Source organism: Salipaludibacillus sp. HK11, from assembly GCF_047795645.1.
In the GTDB taxonomy this organism is placed as follows: domain Bacteria; phylum Bacillota; class Bacilli; order Bacillales; family Salisediminibacteriaceae; genus Salipaludibacillus.
In genome coordinates this window covers 2,900,892-2,926,319 of record NZ_CP181045.1, presented here as the reverse complement: position 1 = coordinate 2,926,319, position 25,428 = coordinate 2,900,892, and the positions used below count along the sequence as shown (strand labels likewise).

Genomic DNA, 25,428 nt, shown 5'->3' with positions numbered 1-25,428 from the left:
CTTTTTGCTATTTTAATCGTTGATTGCATTATAAGTTCAGAATAATGAAAATATAGTAGTGAAATAGATTTAATTATCATTCATCCTTTTTTTGAAAAAATCAAGTTAACTTACATGTTGATGAGGAGAATATTCATTTTTTATAGAGTGAAAGTTGTTATAATAGAAAATAACACATATTGGAGGGATTTAGATGAAAGTACATAAAAGGCTTACAGGCTTGCTTTTATTGCTACTGATTGTAATGATATTGGCTGCTTGTTCAAATGAAGAACCAGCAAACCCGGAAGATGCTTTGGAGAGTTATGTAACTACGTGGAGCAATGGAGCATTTGCGGATATGTTGGAATTATTGAGTGATGAATCGATGGATGAAATCAGTAATTTTGATTGGGATTTCGAAGAGAGGTATGAAAATGAATACTCTGATTTAAGTGTTGAAGATTTAGAGATTACCTATCAATCAAGGGATTTTGATGGGGAAGAGATAGATCTAGAGGAATTACAAGAATTGGATTATCAAATATCTATTGAAATGGAAACATTGGTCGGGAAGTTAAGCTATCAAACAGATGTGGAGTTAAATAAACAAATCAGCTTAGATGAAAATGAAGACGAATTGGAAGAATGGGTGATTGAATGGGATCCTACACATTTATTAATGGGGATGAAAGATGCCCACGATCAAATTATTATTGAAACGGAGCAACCAAAACGTGGCGAGATTTTTGATCGAAATGGGGAACCGTTAGCGATTAATGGTGAAATCTACGATGCTGGTATTGTTCCCGATAGAACAGAAGATCTTGAACAAACGGCAAGCGAATTTGCTGAATTAATTGGTTTGAATGAAGAAACAGTCATAGAATTAGCAAATAGATATCCTGATAACCCTGATTGGCCGGCACCGGTGCAAAATTTATCGGTAAACGATGAACGGATAGATGCGTTACTAGAGATAGACGGGGTATTGTTAGATCGAGATTCTGGAAGGGAATATCCATTTGGTGATACGACAGGTCATATTATCGGTCACATTGGTGCGATAACAGCTGAACAATTAGAAGAACGAGCAGATGAAGGATATCATATGCACTCGGAAATAGGAATGAATGGAATGGAACTTCTTTTAGAGGAAGACCTTCGTGGAGATGCGGGAGTTTCACTATCTATTAAAACCGAAGATGGAGATGTTAGAGATCTTCTCAAGAAAATTGATCCAATTAATGGGGAAGATGTACACCTTACATTGGATATGGACTTACAGGAGAAAATGGCTGAGGTTTTGCGTGAAGATTCAGGATCTGGTGTTGTCATAGATCCGATATCAGGAGAAACATTAGTATTAGTAAGTGAACCGGCGTTTGATTCGAATCTAAGATATTTGCAATTATCAGATCCTCGAGCCGATGATTTGGATAATGCAGATATATTATTTGAACGCCGTTTTCAAAATGTTTATTCTCCTGGTTCAATTTTCAAGCCATTTACAGCTATTGCCGGAATTGAAGAGGGAACATTGGATCCTAATGAACAGAAACGAATTGAAGGAAGCCAGTGGCAAGCTGATGATAGTTGGGGGGGGTATCAAGTAACAAGAGTAAATGACAGTGTGTCCAATGTCGATTTAGAAACAGCGTTGAAACTGTCAGATAATATTTATTTTGCGCAACAGGCGTTGGAAATAGGGGAAGGGAAGATAGAAGAGTGGGCCGAAAAAGTTGGGTTCGGAGGAGGATTCTCTTATGACTTTCCTTTGAATTCTTCTACGATCGCCAATAATGAATTAGACCGTGATATTTTGTTGGCAGACACCGGATATGGACAAGGTGAGGTGCAAGCTTCTCCAGTTCATATGAATGCGTTATATTCGATATTCGTAAATGATGGGCAAATGGTTGAGCCAACGTTGTTTGTAGATGAAGACTCAAGTCCTGTGTATAACGAGATTTCATCTCCTGAAACAGCGGATCTTGTTCTTGATTCGCTTGTTCAAGTTGTAGAAGATTCAGATGGAACAGCGTATCGGTCTGAACCCGGCCATACTAGAGCTTTAGCTGGAAAAACTGGAACCGCGGAATTAAAACAAGAGCAAACTGCTGAAGAAGGAGAACAAATTGGCTGGTATGTCAGTTTCGATTATGAAGAAAAAGATCTTTTAACCACAATTATGGTTCAAAATGCGGAAGATAAAGGTGGAAGTGGTCATGCGGTAAACTTAGTTAATGAGTTTTGGGGAATGTTAGAATAATTGAAGATTGTTGGTTGTTGGAAAAGCTGGCCTTACGGGTCGGCTTTTTTATTTTGTTTTGACTGTGGGAGGAGGAGGAGGAGAATTGCGACCCATGGCGAGTGGATATGGAAAAGAAAGGTGACAAGAAGAGAGAGCTTGTGGACTATCAAAGCGGAAAAGTAAGAAGAAAGGTAACAAGTCGAACAGCATGCCCGAATCAATCAAACAAAAAACTATCCATCTACTGAACTACAAAATAAAATGAAGCTTTTGTGAACTCTATTGCAATTCGATCGATATTAATTTATATTATAACTATCAAGTTAGTGAAAATGTTCACAAAATATTATATCGATGTTGTTAACCTATAAGTCATTAATTAATTCTTTTATTTAAACTAATATGTGAATAGATTCACAAAAAACTAGGGGGAATGTGACATGTTACAAATTACGGATCGCGCAGCAGGTATGTACAGAGAGGATATGGAACTTTCAGGAGAAGATGAAGTTCGTTTATTTGTCCGAGGAGCAGAAGGATTTTTTCTTGGAGTGGAAAAAGACGCCTCGGATTCAGATGATTGGAAGACAGTTGTAAATGGTGTTCGTTTCTTTATTAAGGAAGATGACTTATGGATGTTTGATGGAATGACTCTCGATTTTTGTGAAAAAGGAGATTGTATTAAACTTCACTAAAATAATACTTTTCTATATTTAGACATGGGCTTCTCAGATTGACTGGGAAGCTCGTTTTGTTTGGTCGAAAGTCGATGGGGGATTGACCCCTCTGGGAAACATCCTAACCTCGAACTCACTTAACCTTCTACTAAAGATTGTCTTACAACGAATTCATGATAAAATATAATTGAAAACTAATGTTGACAAATAGTCGAGAGGGAGTGTTATTGAGATGATTTTAAGTGGAAAAACAATTTCTGAGAAGCTCTCTACAAAAGAAATGGTAATTAAACCGATGACAACTGAGCAAATTCAACCAGCTTCTGTAGACCTTCGATTGGGAAATCATTTTCTTGTAATTGATGATCATTTGAGCACCAAACTTTCTTTAACTGCAGAGGCTGTTTATCGAGAAATTGATGTGGGCGAGAGGGGGACGATTGTTATTCCACCACAGTCATTTCTCCTTGCCACGACAAAAGAGTATATAGAAATCCCCCCTACTTTAACGGCATTTGTTGAAGGTAGAAGTTCGATTGGACGACTAGGTTTGTTTATTCAAAATGCAGGCTGGGTTGATCCAGGGTTTCGTGGACATATCACGCTTGAGCTATTCAACGCGAATCGACTCCCTATCGAGTTAGACGTGAATCGGCGTATCTGTCAACTTGTACTTGCTCAAGTTGATCAAGAAGCAACGCCTTATGAAGGGAAATATTTAGATCAAAAGAATGCGACAGCAAGCCGCGTTCAATTGGATTACGAAAATCGAAATCGTTTAGACTAGAAAAATCTAGCTGTTGCCCTTTAATTGGAATTAGGGCAATGGCTTTTTTTGTCGTAAAAAACTCATTCTGCTTCAGTTTGTTAAGTGGTTTATTTGATTTAAAAATCTCTAATTATACTATTATAATTTCTCTAATTATGGTGGTGTTTCTATTATTTTCCGTATGATAAATTATAAATGAAAGCGGTTTCTATTTCAGAGAGGAGGGAACTTTGTCACCATTACATGGTTTATAGTTTTAATAATTGATGTGAGACAAAAATGAGGAGGAGTATATTTTGAAGAAGTCTTTATGGAACTTGGACAAGATTTCACGATCTAAAACGATGCTATTATTGTTCGGATTAATTATGTTGTTGTTTTTATTTCCTGTAAGTACTTTATCGGCTGATGAAAATGAAGGGATGGACATTGAGGGATATGTGGAGGCAATGCAGCCAGGTTGGAACTTAGGGAACACATATGATGCAGTTGGAGAAGATGAAACAGCTTGGGGGAACCCTAGGGTTACAAAAGAATTAATCGAACAAATTGCGGCTCAAGGATTTAAGAGTATTCGAGTGCCGATTACGTTTGATGAGAGAATGGAAGAATATGGTGATTTCGAGATAGATGCGGATTTCTTGGGGCGTGTTAATCAAACGGTTGAATGGGCCCTTGAAGAGGATCTATACGTAATGATAAATATTCACCATGATTCGTGGGTGTGGTTAGAAGCAGGGATGCAAAGTGATTATGATCATTCCCTTGCACGGTATAATGCCATTTGGAATCAGCTTGCAGACTATTTTAAGGATCACTCAGATAAAGTAATGTTCGAAAGCATAAACGAACCACGTTTCTGGGGAGCGGAAGAAGAAAGATTCGAGTATCTTTCTACACTTAATTCCTCTTTCTACGAAATCGTTCGAAATTCAGGAGGACGAAACGACGATCGACCACTTGTGTTACCAACGATGGATACGGGATCTGAGCCAGAAAAATTAGATGCCCTTTATGATGAGATTGTCGCGTTAGATGATCCGAATGTGATCTCTACGGTTCATTTCTACGGATTTTGGCCGTTCAGCGTAAACGTTGCTGGCTTCACTACGTTTGATCAGGAAACGAAACAAGATATCATTGACACATTCGATCGTGTACATGATAAATTTGTTGCCAATGGTATTCCTGTTGTCCTTGGAGAATTTGGATTGCTTGGTTTTGATACGAATACGGGTGTAATTCAACAAGGTGAAAAATTGAAATTTTTCGAATTTATGATTCATTATGCGAACGAAACAAGGATTACTCACATGTTGTGGGATAATGGGCAGCACTTCGATCGTACGAACTTTGAGTGGGCAGATGAAGAGCTCTACCAAATGATGAAAGCTAGTTGGGAAACGCGTTCATCAACTGCTGAATCGAATTATATTTACTTGAAAAAAGACAACGAGATTGTTGATGTGGATATGCCGCTTAACTTACATGGAAATCAATTTGTTTCACTACGTTATGACGGTGAAGAGTTAGATCAAGATCAAGATTATCAGCTTAACGGTGATATTTTGACGATTAACGCGAGTTTACTTGCGGACATTGCTTTCTCAGGTCAACTAGAAACAAACGGAGTTTTGACAGCGACGTTTAATAATGGAGCCGATTGGTTTTTTAAGGTGAACACTTACGATACACCTTTCCAAGAAAGTACGGAAGGGTTAGCGAGTAATTTTTCTATTCCAACAACCTTCAATGGCGATCAACTTGCGACGATGGAGGCGGTAGACGGAGACGGAATTCCAACTGGACCACAAAATTGGACAACCTTTAAGGAGTTTGGTTATGCTTTTTCTCCATCTTATGATACAAATGAAATTACTTTTCCACAGAGCTTTTTTAATGAAGTTGCTGATGGAGAAGTTGCGTTGCGTTTCCATTTTTGGAGCGGAGAAATTCTTGAATATACATTATTGAAAGATGGCAACAATATTACTGGAACAGTTGTAGAAGAAGTAGATGATACAACGCCGCCTGGTGAAGATGTTGTTAAAGTTACTCCTCAAGTAGACAGTGAAAATAAAGGTACTATCTTAGATGAGGATGTTCAAAAAGTAAATGCAAACGGTGAGCTTGTCGTAAATGCAAATGAGATTACTCAACTTGAACTCTCCTCAGATCAAGTGAAAATATTAAAGGGTAAAGAGGTAACCGTTATTTTTGAAAAAGAGACGGTAAGTGTTTCTATCCCTAGTGAATACTTTACTGAGGGGAATGAAATGACTATCACATTGGAAGAAGTGCAAGAGAGTTACAATGTTCCTTCTAATGTAAATATTAGAGCTGGGATTTTCAAATTTACCATTTCTGATGGAGAAAACGAAATGAATACATTTGAAGGTGTTCCAGTTACGCTTGCTTTTCAGATCGATTCTAGTAATCTGACTGAGTCTGAGAATTTAGCAGTATACATTCTTAACGAATCAACAGGCGAGTGGGAAAAACAAGATGGTGGCTCGTATAGTGATGGTGTTTTCACTTATCAGGCTAGCCATTTTAGTACTTTTACTGCGATGGAAGAATCAGATGATACTTCAACGCCACCAGGAAATGGAGAGCCTGAGGATGGTTCTGCCAACGAATTAGAAGAACTCTATGAAATTATTACTGAGTTAGCTGAAAGAATCGAAGAGCTTGAAAATAAAACAGAAGTTGAAAATCTTGCTCTAGAAATCGAGAATCTTGAACAAGAAATACTTGAGCTTGAATCGAAGTATCAAGCATTGGAAAATAAAACTTCTGAACTAGCAGAACTGATTGATAAGCTAAAATCAGAACTTGAAAGTTTAAAGGAACTTCTCGCTAATGCTGAGTCAGCTGATTCAAATGATGATGGTACAGAAACTCCCGCGAGTGGAACATCTGATAACGAAGAAAAAGACTCATATGGATCAGGAGCGACTGATCAAGAAATGAAAAGTGGCGCAATCTTACCAGATACTGCTACCAATACCTTTACCTTCTTAATGATAGGATTGGTGTTACTGATCATAGGCGGTGCGATTGGTGGCGTCTATTTCAAAAAAAGAAAAGTAATCGATTCAATATAATTTAAATTTCAATAAGAAACAATGAAGGTGATTCTAGAAGCGATTTAGCTAGTTGCCCGTTAGGATCACTTTTTTTGCGTTTGCTAATATCTAATATTTTTTAAAAAACTGGGTTACTATCTGAAACCCTAATTTCCTTTATAATTCGAAAAATTTGTTATACAATAATGTTGATAAATAGAAGACCCGTTTAACAGAAGACAAGATTATTTTAGAAACGAATACAGGTAGAAAGAGGGGATGATATTTTTGGCAGAACAAAAGAAATCTAGAGTCGGGATAGATATTGGAGGAACATCGATCAAAGCGGGTTTAATTAGTCATGATGGGGAAATGATCTCTCATCGCGAAACCCCTACCCCAGAAGATCCAAACAATGGAATGGACAAAATTAATGCGTTAATTACGGACTGGCTCGATGATTCCGAAGATATGATTGGTGTCGCGGCGCCTGGACCGATGGATTTAGCGAAAGGAATATTTTTGGATCCGCCAAATTTGAAAGGATGGCACGACTTCCCTTTTGTTCGAGAGTTTGAAGAGAAAAATGGAAAGGTATGTTTATTTGAGAATGATGCAAACGCTGCTGCAGTGGGGGAATATTACGCCGGTGCGGGACAGGATGCAAGAAGCATGGTCTACATAACGATCAGTACTGGAATTGGTGCAGGAATAGTGCTGAACGGACAGCTGCTATCTGGAGCACAATTTAGTGCAGGAGAAGTAGGTAATATGATTATTTCCGGAGATGGCCCAAAACAAGTAGGTCTGAATATTGGTTCATGGGAGGCACTAGCGTCAGGAACTGCGATAAAAAAGAAAGTGTTAGATGTATACCAGTCTGATGGCGGAGCCAAAGAGCTGATCACTAAAGTAGGTGAAAATGAGTCAGATGCTGTGCACATTTTCAACGATTGGATTGCTCATTTAGCAGCGGGAATTGCGAATCTCGTGCATGTGATTAATCCAGAAATGATTGTTCTCGGTGGTGGTGTGATGCAAGGTAAGGACGCAATACTACCCAAACTGATACCAGCAGTCGAGGAAAGAGTATATGTTAGTTTACGAGACTCTATTCAGATTCAACCCGCTCAACTAGGGACAAAAGCAGGCGTTGTCGGTGCATCGTACTTGCCTGTCGTGAAGCGGATATAATAAAAAAGTCATAGGTACTGTAATAAGCGATAACTTCGTAACAAGAAGTTATCGCTTATTAAATGGAAAAGTCCTATAATCATTTACAAAAATTGACGTAGATCGTCTTGCTTCTTATCAGTGTAAATGATACTTTAGTAATGTATCATATTACTTAAATAGAGGTGAGAAAGTGTTTAATAATATTAAAATATTGACGAAGTTTCAAATTGTAATGATTTCGACTATTCTTTTAGTATCAGTGATTTTATTATCGGTGACGTATACTCAAGTGAAAAGTGGAATGGAAAGTTTTGCGGCAGATAAAGCTGGTTCAGATATCGAGTTTTCATACAGCTACGTTGATGAAAAGTTAGAAGGAGCATGGGAAATAGTCGATGGAGAACTATATAAGGGTCCTCATAGAATTAATGAAAATTACGAACTTGCTGATGAATTAGCAGAGATGTCGGGAGGATTGGTAACAATCTTTCAAGATCGACAACCAGTAACAACGAATTTAATCATTAATGATGAAAGGGCTGTATCAGTTGAGGCTACAGGAGAAGTAACAGAACTTGTATTAGAAGAAGGACAAATGTATTATGGCGAAGCTGATATTTTAGGCACTGACATGCAGACAGCATATCGTCCGATTTTAGCTGAAGATGGAGAAATTATTGGAATGTTTTTCGTATCGACATCTCAAGAAATGATTAACTCGATTATGTCAGAAATTATTATATATGTATCAATCATTCTCGGCGTGATTCTAATAATCGTAACGATTTTACTTATGATTTTTTCAAGAAAAATTAAAAGTAGAATTGATTCAATCATGGATAACCTTAAATTGGCAGGTGAAGGAGATTTTCGCTCTCATCAACAAGAATCTAGTATGGATGAGATAGGGGAGATTTCAACTAGTTTTAACAAAATGAAGGGAAACCTTAGCGGTCTCTTGCAAAATGTCTCTTCAGCCTCAGTTTATCTTGCGTCTTCATCAGAAGAATTGATGGCAACGAGTGAACAATCGGCAAAAGCATCAGAAGATGTCGCAAAAACGATTGAGGATATTTCAAGAAGTGCACAAGAACAAGCATCAGATACAGAAAAAGGCTCTAAACAGGTGAATGAACTAGGTGTCTCCATTGAAGAGAATCAGGAGCATGTGGTGAGTTTAAATCACGTTGCTAGTGAACTTGGTAACTTGAAAGACAAAGGAGTCTCATTAGTGAACAATTTAATTGAGAAGACAACTGATAACAATCACTTAACAGAAGAAGTACATGAAATTATTTCTGAAACGCACATAAATACGGAAAAAATTGAAAATGCGAGTGGGATGATAAAAAATATTTCGGAGCAGACGAATTTATTAGCCTTAAACGCTTCGATTGAAGCAGCTCGTGCTGGAGAGGCGGGGAAAGGTTTTTCAGTGGTGGCCGACGAAATTAGGAAGCTTGCTGAGCAATCGAACCAATTCTCTGAGGAAATCTCGACTATCATTCAAATGCTTGCAGAAAAAACAAAGGATGCTGTTTCTAAAATGGAAGAATCGAAGCAGATGTCTCAAGTGCAAACAAAAAGTGTCCACGACACAACAGAGACATTTGATGGAGTTGCACAAGCGGTTGAGCGTATGCGGACAACACTGACAAACTTGAATTCGTCTGGGGAAAATATGCAAAATAAAAAAGACGGAATCATTAAAGTAATTGAAAACGCATCTGCAATTTCAGAAGAGAATGCTGCAAGCACCGAGGAAATGTCAGCTGCGATGGAAGAACAGACTGCTTCTATCGAAGAAATCGCAAGCTCTAGTGAGGCATTGGTTAAGTTAGCAGAAGATTTACAAAAAAATGCAGGTAAATTTAAGTACTAAAGCAGTAGAATAAAAAAGACCTGGTTTGAGCTATCTGCTCAATCCGGGTCTTTCTCTTTCATATCAAAAATCAACTCTCATGCACACCTAATGCCAATTTTGCGTAACGGGACATCATCTTTTTATCCCAAACTGGACTCCAGACGATATCAACATCAACTTCCTCGCCAATCTCTCCAATTTCTTGAAGTTCTTTTAATGAGTTTTTAATTTCACTTACGATTGTACCAGCAAGTGGGCAGCCCATTGACGTTAATGTCATTTCAATCTGGACATTATTTTTATCGTCTAAATCAACATCATATACTAGTCCTAAGTTGACAATGTCAACACCAAGTTCGGGATCAATTACTTTTTCCAATTCTGCATATACACGGTCAACCATTTCTTGTTTTTCATCGGTCATGTATATTGCCTCCTTCCTTCTAGTGTATCCATTACAATAAAAAAATGAAAATAATCTGCATAGTGAAAATTAGGAGAGGTACTAATAAGCGTTTGCTTATTCGTGAAATTTTACTTATGGCGTAAACTAGTGGTTGTTCCCTTGCTCTATTATTTTAAATCGTAATCGCCGAAATATAGGTGTCAGAAATAAAAAACTCGCCGTCCATTGCTTGTTTCCACCAATCTCGTTGTCTAGCATTTACCAGACCAGCAGGTGGGTTCGAATAAATAAATGATCCGTCATCTCTGTTAGACCAAATTACTTCAATTTCTTCAGAGTTTTCTAGATGGTTTGTTAATTGTGTTTTATGGTGGGTAGGGTCTAAACTGATGATCTCAGGAAGTTGCGTAATCGCCAGAAGTTTCTCTTTAATTGGTTCTAGGTTCAAGTCTTGAACCTTCGTTTGGCGAAGAACTCCTAACTCGTTAATTGATCGCGTCAACTCAGTAGAAGTAGCCTGGAGATCCGCACTAATTGTATGTAAATGTTCTGTTTGATCATGCTGTGCATCCATGTCTTCAACAGTTTTCTCTACGTAAGTCAGCGTGTCTTTCACACTGTCGCCAACGACTTCCAGTTGATTTGTGGCTTCAGTTGTCATCGTTGCTTGGGATTGGCTATCCTTGGTTGTTTCTTGAACCAAATCATTTACTAACGATATTTTTTGAAAAATAATAGCGATCCGTTTTTCCATATTGCCGACTTCGTTTACTCCTTCCGCGACAGCCAATTTCTCTGCCTCGACGGAACTGACTACTTCTCACTGTTTTCAATCGTAGACAGAATGTTTGAGGAACGTCCGACGGCTTCACTACTTTGATCGGCAAGTTTATTAATTTCTTGTGCAACCACTGAAAAACCTCGTCCATGTTTCTCGGCACGAGCAGCCTCAATCGAAGCATTTAAAGATAGAAGTGATGTCTGAGTCACTATTTCTTTTATTATGTGATTAATCTCTTCAATTTTATTAGTATGATCTGCAAGTCCATGAATTTTTTCTGTTACCGATTGGTTATAATCTGATAGCCGGTCCATCGATTGGTAACTGTTTTCCTTAAGGTATGTACCTTCAGTGACTGATTTATCGGCAATATATTTTAATCGATCTAATGCGATATTCACTTCTTTCACGGCAGCCATCATCCGATCAGATGCGACTTGAGATTCATTAATAAATTCATAGACTAGCTCCATATTCATATCTTATTCTTGAAAAGTTTGGTTATTTTATCCTGTTTTAAGAAAACTACTTAGAAAACTCATCCCTAATCACTCCCATACTTTGTCAAAAAATCATTATATATGAAAGATTATCATAGATCATCCGACCTAACCGTAGTTATGATAGATTTTCTTACTCTTTAAAAATATTTAACTTTGCTAAAGGATTAAAGTATAAGCTAAACTAAGTTTTTTAACGTAAAATAACAAAGCAAAAGCGTAGGAGCTAAATAGCCACTACGCTTTTGCTGCTTGAGTTATATCCATTTTTATTTATACTCTGGTAACCAATCACCGTGCGCTTCGATTAAGTCATCGCACATGGCGACGATGTCATCCAATGACAATTCGGCACTTGTATGTGGATCGAGCATTGCAGCTTGATAGACGTGCTCTTTCTTTTCAGTAACAGCAGCTTGAATAGTAAGAAGTTGTGTATTAATATTTGTTCGGTTTAGTGCCGCTAATTGTTCCGGAAGAGCACCAATATATGTCGCAAGAATCCCGTTTCGATCAGCGATACATGGAACTTCGACACATGCATTTTCAGGTAAATTTGAAATCAATCCACCGGTATTCAATACGTTTCCACCAAATTTAAACGGAACATTTGTCTCCATCGCTTCAATAATGCGTGATCCGTATTCCTTCGAACGTTCATGTGTTAATTGAGAATTGTTGACGATTTCGTCTCGCATCTCCTCCCAACCATTAATCTGATTCACACAACGGCGTGGATACTCATCCAATGGAATATTAAACCTATCGATTAATTCAGGATAACGGCTTTTGATGAAGTAAGGATGATATTCGGCGTTATGTTCAGACGACTCAGTGATGTAATAGCCGAACTTGTCCATTAATTCGAAGCGAACCATATCATTATGCTTTACTACTTGTTTTTCACGAGCTCTTTTTTTGATTTCTGGATACAAATCTTTTCCATCTCTTTTCACTTCCAAAAGCCAAGCCATATGGTTGATACCTGCGATTCTTTCTTCAATTCCTTCATGATCCATATCGAGCGATTTAAAAAGATCCTTTGTACATATTTGTACACTGTGACAAAGTCCAATTGTTTTCACATTCGTGTAGCGTAGCATAAACCCAGTTAATGCAGCCATTGGATTTGTGTAGTTTAACAGCCAAGCATCAGGGCAAACTTCTTCAATGTCTTTTGCGATATCCAGCATGACTGGGATCGTTCGTAAGGAACGAAATAGACCACCAATTCCGATCGTATCTGCAATCGTTTGTTGCAAATCGTATTTTTTCGGTACATCAAAGTCAATAACGGTACTTGGCTCATATCCACCGACTTGGATAGCATTGATCACATATTTAGCTCCTATTAAAGCCTCTTTTCTATCCAAATATGCTTTGACTTTTATCGTATCGTTATAGTTTTTAGCTAAATTTTTTAGCATCTGTTCCGATTCTTGTAATCTTTTTTCGTCAATATCGTGTAAAGCAAATTCAAATCCGTTTAAAGCAGAGACAAACATGCAGTCTCCAAGAACGTTTTTAGCAAAAACAGTACTTCCTGCACCGATAAACGTTATTCTTTTCAAAGAATTCAGCCCCTTTTGGTATATTATTGTTTTATTTATTAGATTAAAAAATCAATTAATATGTGATATATTAAGGTTAATATGAAAAGAGATCGCTTACAATGGTAAAAAATTGTTATTGGAGGGTAAGATATTGTCTAGGGAGAATTGGTGCAATTTAAAACAGGAGATTATTGGGTTTCGTAGGAATGAAAAAGTTGAAACAGTCGTAGATATTGATGTGATTGGATTGGAAACAAGGAATTCGCCGGAGTATAGGTGGCATGGTCGTGAGAGGCAAGGCCGAAATTCATTTGTATTTCAATACACACTTTCTGGAGAAGGGGCAATTGATATTCATGAAACGACGTATAGGCTAACGAAAGGAAAAGCCTTCATGGTTGAAATACCAGGAGATCATTGCTATTACCTGCCCGATCATAGTCCAGAGTGGGAATTTATATTTATTACATTGAGAGGCGAAGAAGCGAAACATTGTTGGGATAGAGTTTTGCAAAGGTATGGGCCAGTTCTTGATATTTCATTGTACTCTCGTGTGATGGAAAAATTGTTTGATATTTATATTGTTGCATCTGAAGAGAATTTTGACGACGCCTATATGTCATCAGCCGAATCATATTCATTTTTAATGGAATGTTATCGATTATTAAAACCAACGCAGGCTAAGTCGGAGATCCCAGATAGTTTAAACCGAGCAGTAAGTTTTATTAACCAGCATTATCATACATACGTGACAATCGATGAGATAGCAAATGCCGCTAATGTATCAAAGTACCATTTAATTAAGTTGTTCCAGAAATCACTCAATATTACTCCTGGCCATTATGTAACAAATAAACGGATAGAAAAGGCGATTGAATTAATGGTCAATACAGACTTTACAATTAAAACAATTGCAGAAAAAGTAGGATTTGCGAATGATAACTACTTTAATAAGGTTTTCAGAAAAGTGGTCGGTATTCCTCCTGGTGAGTTTCGAAAAAATAAGAACCGTATGCCGTTTGAGCGAATTGTGATTCATTGATGGTAAAAAACAGCGTGCAATTCTATGACCTCTCCACCGAAAGGTCATAGGCTAAGTTGAAGTAACCGTGTTTTCAATACTAACCAAAAGATACCTAATGAAAACAGCAAGAATCCTGCTAAATAGTAAACAGCGGTTAAGCTATACCAGCCAATGATTAGAAACGATATACTTGGCCCAAGAGCAGCACCGATATCTACCATGACGGTATGAGCAGTCATAACTTTCACACGGTCAGTTTGAGCGGCAGCATTTGTCGCAATGGTGTCCGTCGTTGTTACGAAAATCGTCGAGAGAAACTGAAACATTACTAAACCGACGATCAGCAGAATGATAGACTGAATATTCGCTAGTGTAAGGAAGAGGGCACTTCCAAGAAATAAAGGGACAAGTAAGATTCTCAGCATTGAGGAAGAGTTATCTAACATTTTTCCGACAATCGGAGCAACAAAGGGGTCCCATCCCCAACGGATCGCTTGGATGATACCAGCAAGAGTCGCGGCTCCAATTGTTATCTGTGCAACCGTCCAATCATCGAGATAAACTCGTTCGATAATTGGACTTAAAGTGGATGCAAACAGACCGAAAATAATAAATCCCATTGCCATCCCAGTGATGAGAACCATGCCGACATAGGGGGATAACCACTGTCTGATAGGAAGTGATCTTGTTTGTTTCCGAGTTTCAGATGCCTTGCTGACTGGAACGAGAATCCAAGCAGTTGGAAGGGCAGCTAAACCAATACATGCGAATAACGATGTTACGACAACGATCGATGTTTGGTCAACGAGCAAGCCACCTGCTAACATGCCAATTAATCCACCAATCCCCCACAAACCATTATATAAGCCAACATATTGGCCGCGATTTTGGTCATCTGTTGCATCAATGACTGTTAATAATCCGCCAAGTCGAATCAACGACCATGCAACTCCCCACAATATTCTCATCATCAAAAGCATCCAAAATTCAGTTAATAATCCATAAGACGCTGTCGTAATGACAGCGAGAAAAAGAGCAATTAAGACGCCTGTTCGCAACTGAAAGCGCTGATAAAAGATACCGACTAATGGATTGATAGGGAGTCGAATGAACCGGTTAACAGAAAGAAGGATTCCTATTTGCCAAAGTGCAGTTAAGCCAAATTCTTCCCAATAGAGAGGAAGGACAATAAATAACATCGAATCCCCCATCACCGCCACTGCAGTGAGTAAGGCGATGCCGACAACTCGTTTTTTTAGGGGAACTGTCATTGTCGTCATTTCGTTGCTCGTCCCCTTTTTAACCATTCAATAATTTCTAGTTTTGCTTGAAAAAGAGCTTGGCTTCGATGATTGATCAGTTGATTAGTTGAGTGATTTTGAGCAGATAAAGGTCGACCATTACTAAGCAAAAAAATATCGCCATATCCGTTACTTCGTTGGATAGGCTCTTCGGCAATCCAGCCGGTCATTGTTCCGGAGCAGGAAATTGTCTGCTCTTCTGGAAAAGACAAAGCTATAGAGCATTGAAATTGTGCCTGGCGTTTACTCAGAGGAATTCCTTTAAGCATGTTCAATAATTCTGCGGCTCTATCGTTATCATCACCATCTCTAAATCGAGCGGTATGAACACCGGGAAAACCAGATAAAGCATCGATGCAAAGACCTGAATCTTCCCCTAATATCAGCTCTTTTTTATACTTTTCTCTAGCAGCATTTACCTTTAATCGCGCATTACCTATAAAAGTATTTTCCGTTTCCTCTATATCCTGTATGTCATGAGCTAAGCAGAAAATAGGGATTTCTAAGTTTTTTAATTCATTTTGAATGAGTTTGAATTTCTGTTCATTCCATGTTGCTACGACTAATTGCATGTCTATCAACCTCCTTTCTTTATTGTAGTTTTTTAAAAGAGGAAAAAAAGTGTATAGTTATGATAATTATATTTCCCCTTTTAGAGAGGTTGGTTAAAACGATGAAATTACTCGATCACTATGAAGTGTTAGTTAACAATTTAAATGAGTATCAGAAAGCAACGCAGATTACCACTCCAGAAATTGCTTCGATGTTGTCTTGCTCAGAACGTAATGCAAAATTAATTATTGGTCGGTTGCAAGAGGATGGATGGATTGAGTGGAAAGCAGGGCGTGGAAGAGGCAACTATTCATCAATCACGCTAGTTGCTGAACTCGAGACGTTAGTTTTAGAAAATGCTAAAAAGCTAGCATCCTCTCATTCCATTGATGAGGCTATAAAATTTACAAAAAAATATTACTTGAGTGATTCGTTTCGACAAGAATGGCGTGATTGGCTCTTTTATACGCTAGTCAATGATAATGGAGATCGAAAAACGGGAGATAGAGATCGACTGCTGTTCCCCTCTTACAGACCGTTACCGGTTCTTGATCCGCTTTTCGTCAATCGTCGTTCGGAAAACCACGTTATGAGACATGTTTTCAGCCAACTTGTGACGTATGATGAAAGATCAGACATGCACGTTCCTCAACTGGCCCACGATTGGAGTTTTAATGATAGCTACACAGAATGGACGTTTCATCTGCGGAAAGGTGTCTTATTTCATGACGGACAGGAGATGAAGGGCGAAGATGTATGTTATAGTTTTCACCGCCATTTTTCTGAGTTCTCTGCCTACCACTGGTTGGTGCGTCATATCGCGAGCAACAAAGCTGAAAACAAATATAAAGTCGTGTTTACATTTAACCAATCGGTTCGATATTTTCTTCATATCGCTTCATCCTTAGGAGCGAGCGTTATTCCTAAAAATTCGAACGGAAGCATTAAAAAGCTACCAATTGGTACGGGGCCTTTTCAAGTGAAGGAAAATACAGAGGACAAGTTGGTGCTTACAGTATTCCAACAGTATTTTGGAATACGTCCGTTTTTAGATGAGGTGTCGATGTACTTCTTCCCACAGCTATATGACAATAAAAAGGACGTGCGTATTCCTGAAAACGAACGAATTAACTTTTATCATTATCCTTACAACAAAAAAATGACGGGAAACTTTGATCAGCATACAGCCGTTGATCGAGGTAGCAAACTTCTAACGCTAAATTTGCGACAGGGAATGTTAGCACAAGATCGCTTGTTGAGAAAAGCAATATTTCATTTATTGCAATCGACGAAATTAATGAACGAATTAGGTGGGAATCGCTTTGCTTCTGCTTCACGAATGTTAGTTGAATCAGAGGATAACGTGGTTGTACATGACGAAAAGATTGCGAAAAGCGCATTGGAACAGAGCAATTATAAAGGCGAAACACTCACGCTGTTTAGTTACTCTGGAGCGGGCAATGAATTAGATGCGAATTGGATTCAGAGACAGCTCACTGATGTGGGGATTGTTGTTTCTATTAACATTCTCCCTTATGAAGAATTGCAGGCAGTTTCTTTAACTGACCGAGCAGACATGCTTTTAGGGGAGCAACTTACTTATGAGAGTGAATTATATACCTATCTCGTTTCCTTCGTAGGTAATCACAGCCTTATGGCAAATCATTTATCGAAAAAAATGACGGAGAAAGTTTTTTCATATACAGGAAGTGGTGGTGCAGAAAATAAGTTGCTGCAATCGTTCCGAGAAATCGAAACGGATATCGTTCACGAGTTTGGTCATATCCACTTGTATCGATTGAAGCAATTTGCAATTTATCCGACGTATGTAAAGAACATTCATATCAATGCACTTGGTTGGGTTAATTATACAAAGCTTTGGTACAGGGGATGAAAGACCGAGCCTTCATTTAATAATCATAAAAGAAAGTTTCGTGTGGATACGTGTTTTTCAGCTTGGGATGTCACTTACTCGAATAATAAAAAGTATAATTAATAAAACATCACAGCAATTAAACTTAATCAAATTTCGATTTTTATATAATTTTACTCAAAAAAGCACTTCAATCCTTATTTAATCAATGTTTGCTAATTGAAAATCTTGAAAACAACAAGAGCGAGTGATAAACTATTTATAGTTTAGTAAAAATTTTACCAAGGAGGGTAAGTGATGGCGACAATAAAGGATATTGCGAAGCATGCAGATGTTTCAATTGCAACAGTTTCAAGAGTACTTAATAATGATAAAAATCTTTCAGTTGCTAGAAAAACTCGTGATCGAATAATGAGTGCGGCAAGTGAATTGAATTATATACCTATCAGACAACGGCAACAAACAGTTAGTAAAAAGCCAACAGTTCATGAATTTGAAATTGGAATTGTTATGTGGTGTTCTGAGGAGTATGAATGGGAAGACACTTACTTTCTCTCTATTCGAAGAGGGATTGAAAAAGAATGTACGAAGAGAGGAATAGTTGTTAATAAAATCGTCCATTTAGGAAATGGTAGAAATATGCAATTAAATAGTGTTGATGGAATAATTGTTGTTGGTGAAACTGATAAAGAAATTGAAGAAATTATGAGGGAAAAAATTAATAGAAATATTGTTTTTGTGAATCATATACCAAATGATGAAGATTACGATACGGTTGTGATTGATTTCGAAAAATCAACAAGAATTGCATTGGACCACATATTTTCTCAAGGTCACACAGAAATTGGCTTTATTGGTGGTATCAAAGAAAATGATAAAGAGGAAGTGAATCATAATACTGTTGACCCACGTAGAATCTATTATGAGAAAATCCTAAAAGAAAAAAAATTATTTGATCGAAATCTTATCTATGAAGTTAATGATTTTTTTATAAGTAATGGTTATGATGCGATGAAACGAGCGTTACAAGATGATAAACTTCCTACAGCATTTTATATAGCTAGCGATGCAATGGCAATAGGGGCAATTAGGGCATTACACGAGGTCGATATTCATGTGCCGAATGAAGTTAGTATCGTAAGTTTCAACGATATTGAAATGGCGAGTTTTGTTAAACCATCATTAACAACTATTAAGATATACACGGAGGAAATGGGAGGGATGGCAGTAAAACTGTTGTTAGATAGATTATCAGGTCGAGAACTACCAATAAAAGTTGTTGTTCCTTGTCACTTAATAATAAGAGAAAGTTCAGGGGTAAAAAAATAATATTCATATTTTACCAAAAACTACATTTTTAAGTGTAGTTTTTTACTTGTTTAAAGGCGAAATATACTTCCTTAGAAGGTCCGAAATAAATTAAAATGATTATCCCACTAGCTCAGAATGAGTAATGGTGTTTGATGATGCATACAGCTTTATTAAGCGACTGAACCACTTTCCTTCAAATTAACGTCGATTAAATCGATAACAAAATTCATCTAAATAAGCTTGAAGGTGTTTGAATCCACCCCGAGGAAAGTCCCGCTGAAAAAAGCTTTGGCATTTGAAAGAACCGTATGAAGCCAATGTAAATGGTCCGGAGTTTTTTTCGCGTCATAAAAATGGTACTCATGGTTAACCATTTTTCCACTTTAGTTGAAACAGATGACCCTGACAAATTTCTTCAGAAGAAAACTGCTTTTGAAATGAAATTAAACTCATCTGTTGGTATTTAGCCAATTATAACACCCATCCAGAACATTCGAACGCAAGGGTAGTGATTCCGAGCAAAAGGGATACTCAATTAAATAAATACTATTTAGTTCATAGATCAAAATACCATTACTCCAAGGTTTTTGTTAATTTTGATTAAAAATTAAAATAAAATAATAAAAAATCTTGATTTTTTTATGAAAAAATAATATAATTTTACTTAAATCAGATATATTTTTAGTTAAATTTATCTGACCGATTTAATTCCCATCTTTTTGTAAGCGTTATGCTTTTTGTCTGATATCAAAAATAAAAAGGAGGAAGAAAGTGAAAAAAGGCAGTTCAAACTCACTAAAAAATTTATTCAGGGGGAATAGTACAATGAAAAAATCATTAAAAGCGTTATCAGTTTTACTTGCAATGTTTTTGTTTACTGCTTGCAATAATTCAGAAGAACCAAATGAAGGAACGGAAAATTCTGGTGAAGGTAATGAAGCAGTAACTTTATCATTATATTCTACACTTACAGAAGAAAATGCCATCTCGGCTATGGAATCAGTGATTGAAGAATTTGAAAAAGAATATTCACATATTTCGGTTGATGCTAATTTCCCAGCTGACAGTTATGAAGATTCTATTCGGGTTCGAATGAGTTCAAATGACTTACCTGATTTGTTTGATACCCATGGTTGGGCAATAAATCGTTATGGGAACTATGTTGCTGATCTAAGTGATATGGATTGGGTTGAAAACTTTGATGAGTCAATGGAGCCTTTACTAAAGGATGATGATGGTAAAGTATATGCCTTCCCTCTTAATCAGGCAAATGACGGGATTATGTATAATGCAACGATGCTAGATGAGTTGAATATCGATCTCCCTGAGACGATGGATGATTGGATTGCAGCAATGGAAGTCATTCGTGATGAGACAGAGGATGATGTTGCGCCACTATGGATTCCTGGAAATGACCCGTATGCGATTGGTCAGATTTTGGATCAATTCTCTACACCACTATTAGTGACAGATGAGAATAACAATTATGAGGAAGAATTACTAGATGGTTCGTTTAATTGGTCAAATTACACTTTGTTGCCAGAAAAAATGGTCGAAATAAGAGATAAAGACTTATTAAATGTAGATGCTTTAACAGCGAACCCATCACAGAGAGCTCAATTGATGGCACAAGATCTCATTGCCTTTACTTTTGCTGACGGTGCTTTTGGAAGAGATGTACAAGAGCTAAACCCAGAAGTAGAAGTAGGAACGATGCCAGTGCCAGCCTTTTATGAAGGGGATGACCCAAGCTGGATCGGCGGGGAACGTCATACTCTAGCGGCTTATGATGAATCAGAAAATCTTGAAGAAGCAAAACAATTTATTGAATTTTTGGCTCAACCGGAAAATGCAAGAAATGTAGCAGAAGGCACAGCGCTTCCAGCTGGAATAACGGGCGTTGACGCAGATAATTACTATGCTGACTCTTACGAGAGATGGTCTCACGTGGATATTCAACCTTACTTTGACAGAGTATATCTTCCAGGTGGAATGTGGGATGTATACGCAACAACAGGAGCTGACTTGATTGCTGATTCTATTACACCAGATGAAGTTTCTCAAGTTATGGAAGAAGAATATAACCGTTTAAGAGGAGAAAATGATGAAGATGAAGCAGAAAGTGACGAAAATAATGATGAGTAAGTGATTGACATAGAGGGAGAGGGGCGTCCCCCCTTATCCTTCTATTCTTCTCCTTAAACGAGCAATACTCTTTAAAGGATTTTACTGTAGGTTACAAATTGTTCTCCTTCCTAATTAAATAGGGAAGCCAAGTTAGCTAAGGAGTTGGGAAAATGAGTGAAATGATAGGTAAAAATAATTCGAATGTGTCAAGAAATTCTTATAAGAAGAAGGAATCATCGCTTTGGTGGATGTATTTACCAGCTCTTGCTGCTATTTCATTTTTTATCATTTATCCCTTTTTAAACGGGATTCAGATATCTTTTACTGATTGGGATGGATTTTCGCAGGAGTCTAACTGGGTTGGACTAGATCAGTACGCAAGATTATTTTCAGATCCACTAACATGGTTGATTGTTAAAAATACACTTCTTTATGGGATGGGTAGTACTTTTTTACAACTGACAATTGGTCTTTTATATGCATTGCTGTTAAATCGCAGTATTAAATTTAAAGCGATAACGCGAACAATTATTTATCTTCCGGTCATTGTCAGTCCGCTAATTATGGGTTACATATGGGTTTTCTTTTTTGCTTATCAAGGTGGTGCGTTAAATGATCTAATCATGTTTTTCGGGTTTGATCCTATTAATTCGTTAGGTAATCCGAGTGTAAACCCTTATTTAATCGTAATCGTTAACACATATCAATTTGTAGGAATATCTATGATTATTTATTTAGCAGGGTTGCAAGGGATCTCAAAAGATTACTATGAAGCGGCAGATATTGATGGTGCAACTGGTTATCAACAATTTAAGAAAATTACCCTTCCTTTATTGATGCCTGCAATTACTATAAATGTAGTTTTAAATTTAATTGGAGGATTAAAATTATTTGATGTAATTGTTTCTCTCACAGGTGGAGGACCTGGCAATGCTTCGCAATCGATGTCAACGTTTATGTATACATTGTATTTCAGACGAGAAGATGCAGGATATGCGGCGACTCAAGGTGTTTTTATGACGTTTATTATATTGCTTATCAGTTTGTCTGCACTCATCTACTTTAAAAGAAAAGAGGTTGAGGCATAATGAAAAATATGAAGACATTTACCAAATGGTTGTTATCCATCCTTGCTTTAGTTATTTCAGTTATTCACATCGTCCCATTTTATATTTTAATAACGACTGCGTTTAAAAATAGAGCGGATTTTAGCTCAAGGTGGCTATTTCCAGATTATTTATCCTTTACTAATTTTTTTGAAGCTTGGGAACGAGCAAATTTAACGAATGCTTTTATTAACTCAATTATTATCACTGTGGGTGCTGCAATTTTACTAATTGTATTTGGCTCAATGGCGGCATATCCACTGGCAAGAGTGAATTCAAAAATTAATCAACTAGTATTCGGCATTTTCGTCGCAATCATGGTCATTCCACCATTAGCAGCGTTAGTACCTTTGTACAATATGGTTGTAAATTTGGGGATGATTAATACTCATGCGATTGCGATTTTAAACAATTTTGCAAGCTTTTTACCATTAACGATCTTTTTGTATGCAGGATTTATAAAATCAACGATCCCTAAAGAATTAGAAGAAGCGGCTAAGATAGATGGTGCAGGTACGCTCACGCTATTTTTCCGAATCGTATTTCCACTCTTAAAACCGATAACAGCGACGATTCTTATTATTTCGTCTGTATATATATGGAACGATTACCAATTTGCAATATTTTTCCTTCAAGATAGTAGTGTTCATACGTTGACCGTAACACTATCTAATTTCTTCGGAGAGAATCAAAACAACCTTAATTTAGTTGCTGCAGCGGCTTTAATGGCTTCTGTACCAATGATTATTGTGTTTTTATTTCTTCAAAAGCATTTTGTTGCTGGCCTATCTTCAGGTGCAGTAAAAGGTTAATAATTTTTGTAGTAGAACTTAGGAGGATATGTCGTGGGGATTACTTATTGTTCTGAAAATAGAATTTTCCATTTGCAATCAAATAATAGTAGTTATATTTTCAAAGTGATGGAAGGGGGATACTTGGCTCATCTGTATTGGGGAAAAAGAGTCAAGGAATATAATGGATCTAATCAAATTCGATATTTGGATAGAGGCTTTTCACCTAACCCTGTTGAATCGGATCGGACGTTTTCATTAGATACATTACCGCAGGAATACCCTAATTTTGGAACAACAGATTTTCGAAATCCTGCTTTTCAAGTAAAAACGGAAAATGGATCTACAATATCAGATCTTCGCTATGACTCTCACCAAATTGTTAAAGGGAAACCGCCTTTGAAAGGTTTACCTTCAACTTATGTGGAAAATGATGAGGAAGCTGAGACGTTGGAAGTTTCTTTTGTAGATTCATTAATTGGTCTTCATGTTGTTGTTTCATATACAGTGCTGTTTGAATTCAATGCGATTACAAGATCTGTTACTTTTCATAATGAGGGGGACCAAGATCTAGAAATATTGAAAGTTTCAAGTGTGAATGTAGATTTCCATGAAGCAGATTTCGATATCATTACATTGCCTGGTGGCCATATTAAAGAAAGATATATTTCTCGAACGGAACTTAGAGAAGGAGTCCAATCTATTGAAAGTAGACGAGGCGCTAGTAGTCATCAACAAAATCCATTTTTGGCTTTGTCTAGAAAGGATACGAATGAACACCATGGTGAGGTGTTTGCTTTTAATCTAGTTTACAGTGGGAATTTCCTAGGATTAGTTGAGGTTGACCAATTTCAACAAACTCGTGTAAATATGGGGATAAACCCATTCGATTTTTCCTGGTTACTAACTCCGGGGGAATCATTCCAATCTCCTGAAGTTGTCATGGTTTATTCCGATAATGGGTTTAATGAAATGTCGAAAACTTTTCATAAGTTGTACAGAACTAGGTTGTGTAGAGGCGAGTTTAGAGATAAAGAACGTCCCGTCCTTATTAATAATTGGGAAGCGACTTACTTTGATTTTAATGAAGAGAAATTAATAAATATAGCTGAAGCGAGTGGGAAATTAGGCATTGAATTATTTGTTCTCGATGATGGTTGGTTTGGCAAACGTGATGATGATTTAACGTCATTAGGAGATTGGTTTGTTGACGAAAATAAATTACCTAATGGATTGAAGCATTTAGCTGAAAAAGTTGTGTCAAAGAACATGCAGTTCGGTTTGTGGTTCGAACCCGAAATGATTTCAGAGGACAGTGAACTTTATCGGAAGCATCCAGACTGGTGTATTCATGTACCTGAAAGAAGACGATCAAAAGGGCGAAGTCAACTAATCTTAGACCTTACACGTGAAGAGGTATGTGATGAAGTTATTAAGCAAATGTCAGACGTATTATTAAGTGCACCAATTACCTATGTGAAATGGGACATGAATCGTCACATGACAGAAGTTGGGTCAGCTGCTTTGCCTGCTAATCGACAACGTGAAACAGCTCATCGTTATATGCTTGGTTTATATCGAGTGATGGAAGAATTAACGACTAAGTTCCCCCACATTTTATTCGAAAGTTGTTCAGGAGGTGGTGGACGCTTTGACCCTGGAATGCTTTATTACATGCCGCAAGTATGGACAAGTGATAATACTGATGCTATATCTAGGTTGAAAATTCAATACGGGACAAGTTTTGTATATCCTATTAGCGCAATGGGTGCTCATGTTTCTGCTGTGCCGAATCACCAAGTGCATCGTCATACTTCTCTTAAAACGAGAGGGCACGTAGCTATGTCTGGAAATTTTGGTTATGAACTTGATATTACTGAGTTATCGGATGACGAGAGTGGTCAAGTAATCGAGCAAACAGAGTTTTACAAGAAAAACCGTACATTGATTCAATTTGGTGATTTCTATCGATTGAAAAGCCCATTCGAAGGAAATGATACGTCCTGAATGTTTGTAGCACCAGATCTAGACGAAGCGATATTTGTTTATGTCAAAATATTGGCAGAGCCTGCTGAGCCATTTACTAAAATGAAGCTAACTGGGTTAAACCCAGACAAAAGTTATTATATAGAAGAGATTGGGAAACGGTTTAATGGTGAAGAATTAATGAATATAGGTATAAACATCCCGGTATTAGAAGGTGATTTTCAAAGTATTATGTGGAAATTATCAGCTAAATAAGAGCGCAGTTTTATCACTTTAACTCGCTATGATTTAGTTATTAGACTAATAGGTTAAGTGTGTAGAATTAGGGGT

At 37.3% G+C, this 25,428-nt stretch carries 19 protein-coding genes and 2 pseudogenes; 14 read left to right on the top strand and 7 right to left on the bottom strand.

Annotated elements, in window-relative coordinates:
• Positions 1 to 193 precede the first annotated feature (193 nt).
• The 7 genes from ACM26V_RS14120 (at position 194) to ACM26V_RS14090 (ending at position 9,805) form a co-directional block, all read left to right on the top strand.
• Positions 194 to 2,251 (top strand): penicillin-binding transpeptidase domain-containing protein, encoded by a 2,058-nt coding sequence (locus ACM26V_RS14120; protein ID WP_416147355.1) that lies wholly within the window; start codon positions 194 to 196, stop codon positions 2,249 to 2,251.
• Positions 2,252 to 2,358: 107 nt separating this feature from the next.
• The gene (locus tag ACM26V_RS14115) at positions 2,359 to 2,481 is read left to right on the top strand and encodes a hypothetical protein (protein WP_416147354.1); all 123 of its coding nucleotides are present in this window, start codon (positions 2,359 to 2,361) and stop codon (positions 2,479 to 2,481) included.
• Positions 2,482 to 2,673: 192 nt separating this feature from the next.
• Positions 2,674 to 2,928 (top strand): hypothetical protein, encoded by a 255-nt coding sequence (locus tag ACM26V_RS14110; RefSeq protein WP_416147353.1) that lies wholly within the window; start codon positions 2,674 to 2,676, stop codon positions 2,926 to 2,928.
• A 214-nt stretch (positions 2,929 to 3,142) separates the two neighbouring features.
• Positions 3,143 to 3,697, top strand: a complete 555-nt coding sequence (gene dcd / locus ACM26V_RS14105; protein WP_416147352.1) for a dCTP deaminase — start codon at positions 3,143 to 3,145, stop codon at positions 3,695 to 3,697.
• A 278-nt stretch (positions 3,698 to 3,975) separates the two neighbouring features.
• Positions 3,976 to 6,786: a cellulase family glycosylhydrolase gene (locus ACM26V_RS14100; protein WP_416147351.1), complete on the top strand. Its 2,811-nt coding sequence runs from the start codon at positions 3,976 to 3,978 to the stop codon at positions 6,784 to 6,786.
• Positions 6,787 to 7,035: 249 nt separating this feature from the next.
• Positions 7,036 to 7,941 (top strand): ROK family protein, encoded by a 906-nt coding sequence (locus ACM26V_RS14095; RefSeq protein WP_416147350.1) that lies wholly within the window; start codon positions 7,036 to 7,038, stop codon positions 7,939 to 7,941.
• Between the two features lie 172 nt (positions 7,942 to 8,113).
• Positions 8,114 to 9,805 carry a methyl-accepting chemotaxis protein gene (locus ACM26V_RS14090; protein ID WP_416147349.1) on the top strand — a complete coding sequence of 564 codons (1,692 nt, stop codon included), beginning with the start codon at positions 8,114 to 8,116 and terminating at the stop codon, positions 9,803 to 9,805.
• Between the two features lie 70 nt (positions 9,806 to 9,875).
• On the opposite strand, the gene ACM26V_RS14085 is transcribed toward ACM26V_RS14090, so the two are convergent.
• The 4 genes from ACM26V_RS14085 to ACM26V_RS14070 form a co-directional block, all read right to left on the bottom strand.
• Entirely contained in the window at positions 9,876 to 10,211 is a 336-nt protein-coding gene (locus tag ACM26V_RS14085; protein WP_416147348.1) for a metal-sulfur cluster assembly factor, read from the bottom strand.
• 154 nt (positions 10,212 to 10,365) lie between these two features.
• Positions 10,366 to 10,947 carry a PDC sensor domain-containing protein gene (locus ACM26V_RS14080; RefSeq protein WP_416147347.1) on the bottom strand — a complete coding sequence of 194 codons (582 nt, stop codon included), beginning with the start codon at positions 10,945 to 10,947 and terminating at the stop codon, positions 10,366 to 10,368.
• A 59-nt stretch (positions 10,948 to 11,006) separates the two neighbouring features.
• Entirely contained in the window at positions 11,007 to 11,453 is a 447-nt protein-coding gene (locus ACM26V_RS14075; protein WP_416147346.1) for a methyl-accepting chemotaxis protein, read from the bottom strand.
• A gap of 290 nt (positions 11,454 to 11,743) precedes the next feature.
• Positions 11,744 to 13,045 carry an alpha-glucosidase/alpha-galactosidase gene (locus ACM26V_RS14070; protein WP_416147345.1) on the bottom strand — a complete coding sequence of 434 codons (1,302 nt, stop codon included), beginning with the start codon at positions 13,043 to 13,045 and terminating at the stop codon, positions 11,744 to 11,746.
• Positions 13,046 to 13,178: 133 nt separating this feature from the next.
• Here ACM26V_RS14070 and ACM26V_RS14065 point away from each other — a divergent pair, with 133 nt between their 5' ends.
• The gene (locus ACM26V_RS14065; protein ID WP_416147344.1) at positions 13,179 to 14,069 is read left to right on the top strand and encodes a helix-turn-helix domain-containing protein; all 891 of its coding nucleotides are present in this window, start codon (positions 13,179 to 13,181) and stop codon (positions 14,067 to 14,069) included.
• Between the two features lie 44 nt (positions 14,070 to 14,113).
• On the opposite strand, the gene ACM26V_RS14060 is transcribed toward ACM26V_RS14065, so the two are convergent.
• Positions 14,114 to 15,331, bottom strand: coding sequence for an MFS transporter (locus ACM26V_RS14060; protein ID WP_416147343.1), 1,218 nt, complete (start codon positions 15,329 to 15,331; stop codon positions 14,114 to 14,116).
• Complete coding sequence (locus ACM26V_RS14055) at positions 15,328 to 15,924, bottom strand: non-canonical purine NTP pyrophosphatase (RefSeq protein WP_416147342.1); 597 nt, start codon at positions 15,922 to 15,924, stop codon at positions 15,328 to 15,330. Before ACM26V_RS14055 ends, ACM26V_RS14060 begins: the two co-directional genes overlap by 4 nt.
• Positions 15,925 to 16,025: 101 nt before the next feature.
• Here ACM26V_RS14055 and ACM26V_RS14050 point away from each other — a divergent pair, with 101 nt between their 5' ends.
• Positions 16,026 to 17,798 (top strand): ABC transporter substrate-binding protein, encoded by a 1,773-nt coding sequence (locus ACM26V_RS14050; protein WP_416147341.1) that lies wholly within the window; start codon positions 16,026 to 16,028, stop codon positions 17,796 to 17,798.
• Positions 17,799 to 18,074: 276 nt separating this feature from the next.
• Positions 18,075 to 19,106, top strand: coding sequence for a LacI family DNA-binding transcriptional regulator (locus ACM26V_RS14045; RefSeq protein WP_416147340.1), 1,032 nt, complete (start codon positions 18,075 to 18,077; stop codon positions 19,104 to 19,106).
• Between the two features lie 183 nt (positions 19,107 to 19,289).
• On the opposite strand, the pseudogene ACM26V_RS14040 reads toward ACM26V_RS14045, so the two are convergent.
• Positions 19,290 to 19,411: pseudogene (locus ACM26V_RS14040) on the bottom strand (transposase); the annotation flags it as partial.
• Between the two features lie 502 nt (positions 19,412 to 19,913).
• Here ACM26V_RS14040 and ACM26V_RS14035 point away from each other — a divergent pair.
• The 4 genes and pseudogenes from ACM26V_RS14035 to ACM26V_RS14020 all read left to right on the top strand — a co-directional run bounded on the left by ACM26V_RS14035 (position 19,914) and on the right by ACM26V_RS14020 (position 25,353).
• A complete protein-coding gene (locus ACM26V_RS14035; protein WP_416147339.1) occupies positions 19,914 to 21,233 on the top strand; it encodes an ABC transporter substrate-binding protein in 1,320 nt (439 codons plus the stop codon).
• Positions 21,234 to 21,385: 152 nt separating this feature from the next.
• Positions 21,386 to 22,303, top strand: a complete 918-nt coding sequence (locus tag ACM26V_RS14030; RefSeq protein ID WP_416147338.1) for a carbohydrate ABC transporter permease — start codon at positions 21,386 to 21,388, stop codon at positions 22,301 to 22,303.
• A complete protein-coding gene (locus tag ACM26V_RS14025) occupies positions 22,303 to 23,133 on the top strand; it encodes a carbohydrate ABC transporter permease (protein WP_416147337.1) in 831 nt (276 codons plus the stop codon). The genes ACM26V_RS14030 and ACM26V_RS14025 overlap by 1 nt, the downstream gene beginning before the upstream one ends.
• 33 nt (positions 23,134 to 23,166) lie before the next feature.
• Positions 23,167 to 25,353, top strand: a pseudogene (locus ACM26V_RS14020) (alpha-galactosidase).
• Positions 25,354 to 25,428: the final 75 nt, after the last annotated feature.

What these genes read in the sequence shown, in the direction of transcription:
- ACM26V_RS14120 (WP_416147355.1), top strand. Translation starts at nt 194, where the DNA reads ATGAAAGTACATAAAAGGCTTACAGGCTTGCTTTTATTGCTACTGATT.
- ACM26V_RS14115 (WP_416147354.1), top strand. Translation starts at nt 2,359, where the DNA reads ATGGAAAAGAAAGGTGACAAGAAGAGAGAGCTTGTGGACTATCAAAGC.
- ACM26V_RS14110 (WP_416147353.1), top strand. Translation starts at nt 2,674, where the DNA reads ATGTTACAAATTACGGATCGCGCAGCAGGTATGTACAGAGAGGATATG.
- dcd (WP_416147352.1), top strand. Translation starts at nt 3,143, where the DNA reads ATGATTTTAAGTGGAAAAACAATTTCTGAGAAGCTCTCTACAAAAGAA.
- ACM26V_RS14085 (WP_416147348.1), bottom strand. Translation starts at nt 10,211, where the DNA reads ATGACCGATGAAAAACAAGAAATGGTTGACCGTGTATATGCAGAATTG.
- ACM26V_RS14080 (WP_416147347.1), bottom strand. Translation starts at nt 10,947, where the DNA reads ATGGAAAAACGGATCGCTATTATTTTTCAAAAAATATCGTTAGTAAAT.
- ACM26V_RS14075 (WP_416147346.1), bottom strand. Translation starts at nt 11,453, where the DNA reads ATGAATATGGAGCTAGTCTATGAATTTATTAATGAATCTCAAGTCGCA.
- ACM26V_RS14060 (WP_416147343.1), bottom strand. Translation starts at nt 15,331, where the DNA reads ATGACGACAATGACAGTTCCCCTAAAAAAACGAGTTGTCGGCATCGCC.
- ACM26V_RS14055 (WP_416147342.1), bottom strand. Translation starts at nt 15,924, where the DNA reads ATGCAATTAGTCGTAGCAACATGGAATGAACAGAAATTCAAACTCATT.
- ACM26V_RS14050 (WP_416147341.1), top strand. Translation starts at nt 16,026, where the DNA reads ATGAAATTACTCGATCACTATGAAGTGTTAGTTAACAATTTAAATGAG.
- ACM26V_RS14045 (WP_416147340.1), top strand. Translation starts at nt 18,075, where the DNA reads ATGGCGACAATAAAGGATATTGCGAAGCATGCAGATGTTTCAATTGCA.
- ACM26V_RS14035 (WP_416147339.1), top strand. Translation starts at nt 19,914, where the DNA reads ATGAAAAAATCATTAAAAGCGTTATCAGTTTTACTTGCAATGTTTTTG.
- ACM26V_RS14030 (WP_416147338.1), top strand. Translation starts at nt 21,386, where the DNA reads ATGAGTGAAATGATAGGTAAAAATAATTCGAATGTGTCAAGAAATTCT.
- ACM26V_RS14025 (WP_416147337.1), top strand. Translation starts at nt 22,303, where the DNA reads ATGAAAAATATGAAGACATTTACCAAATGGTTGTTATCCATCCTTGCT.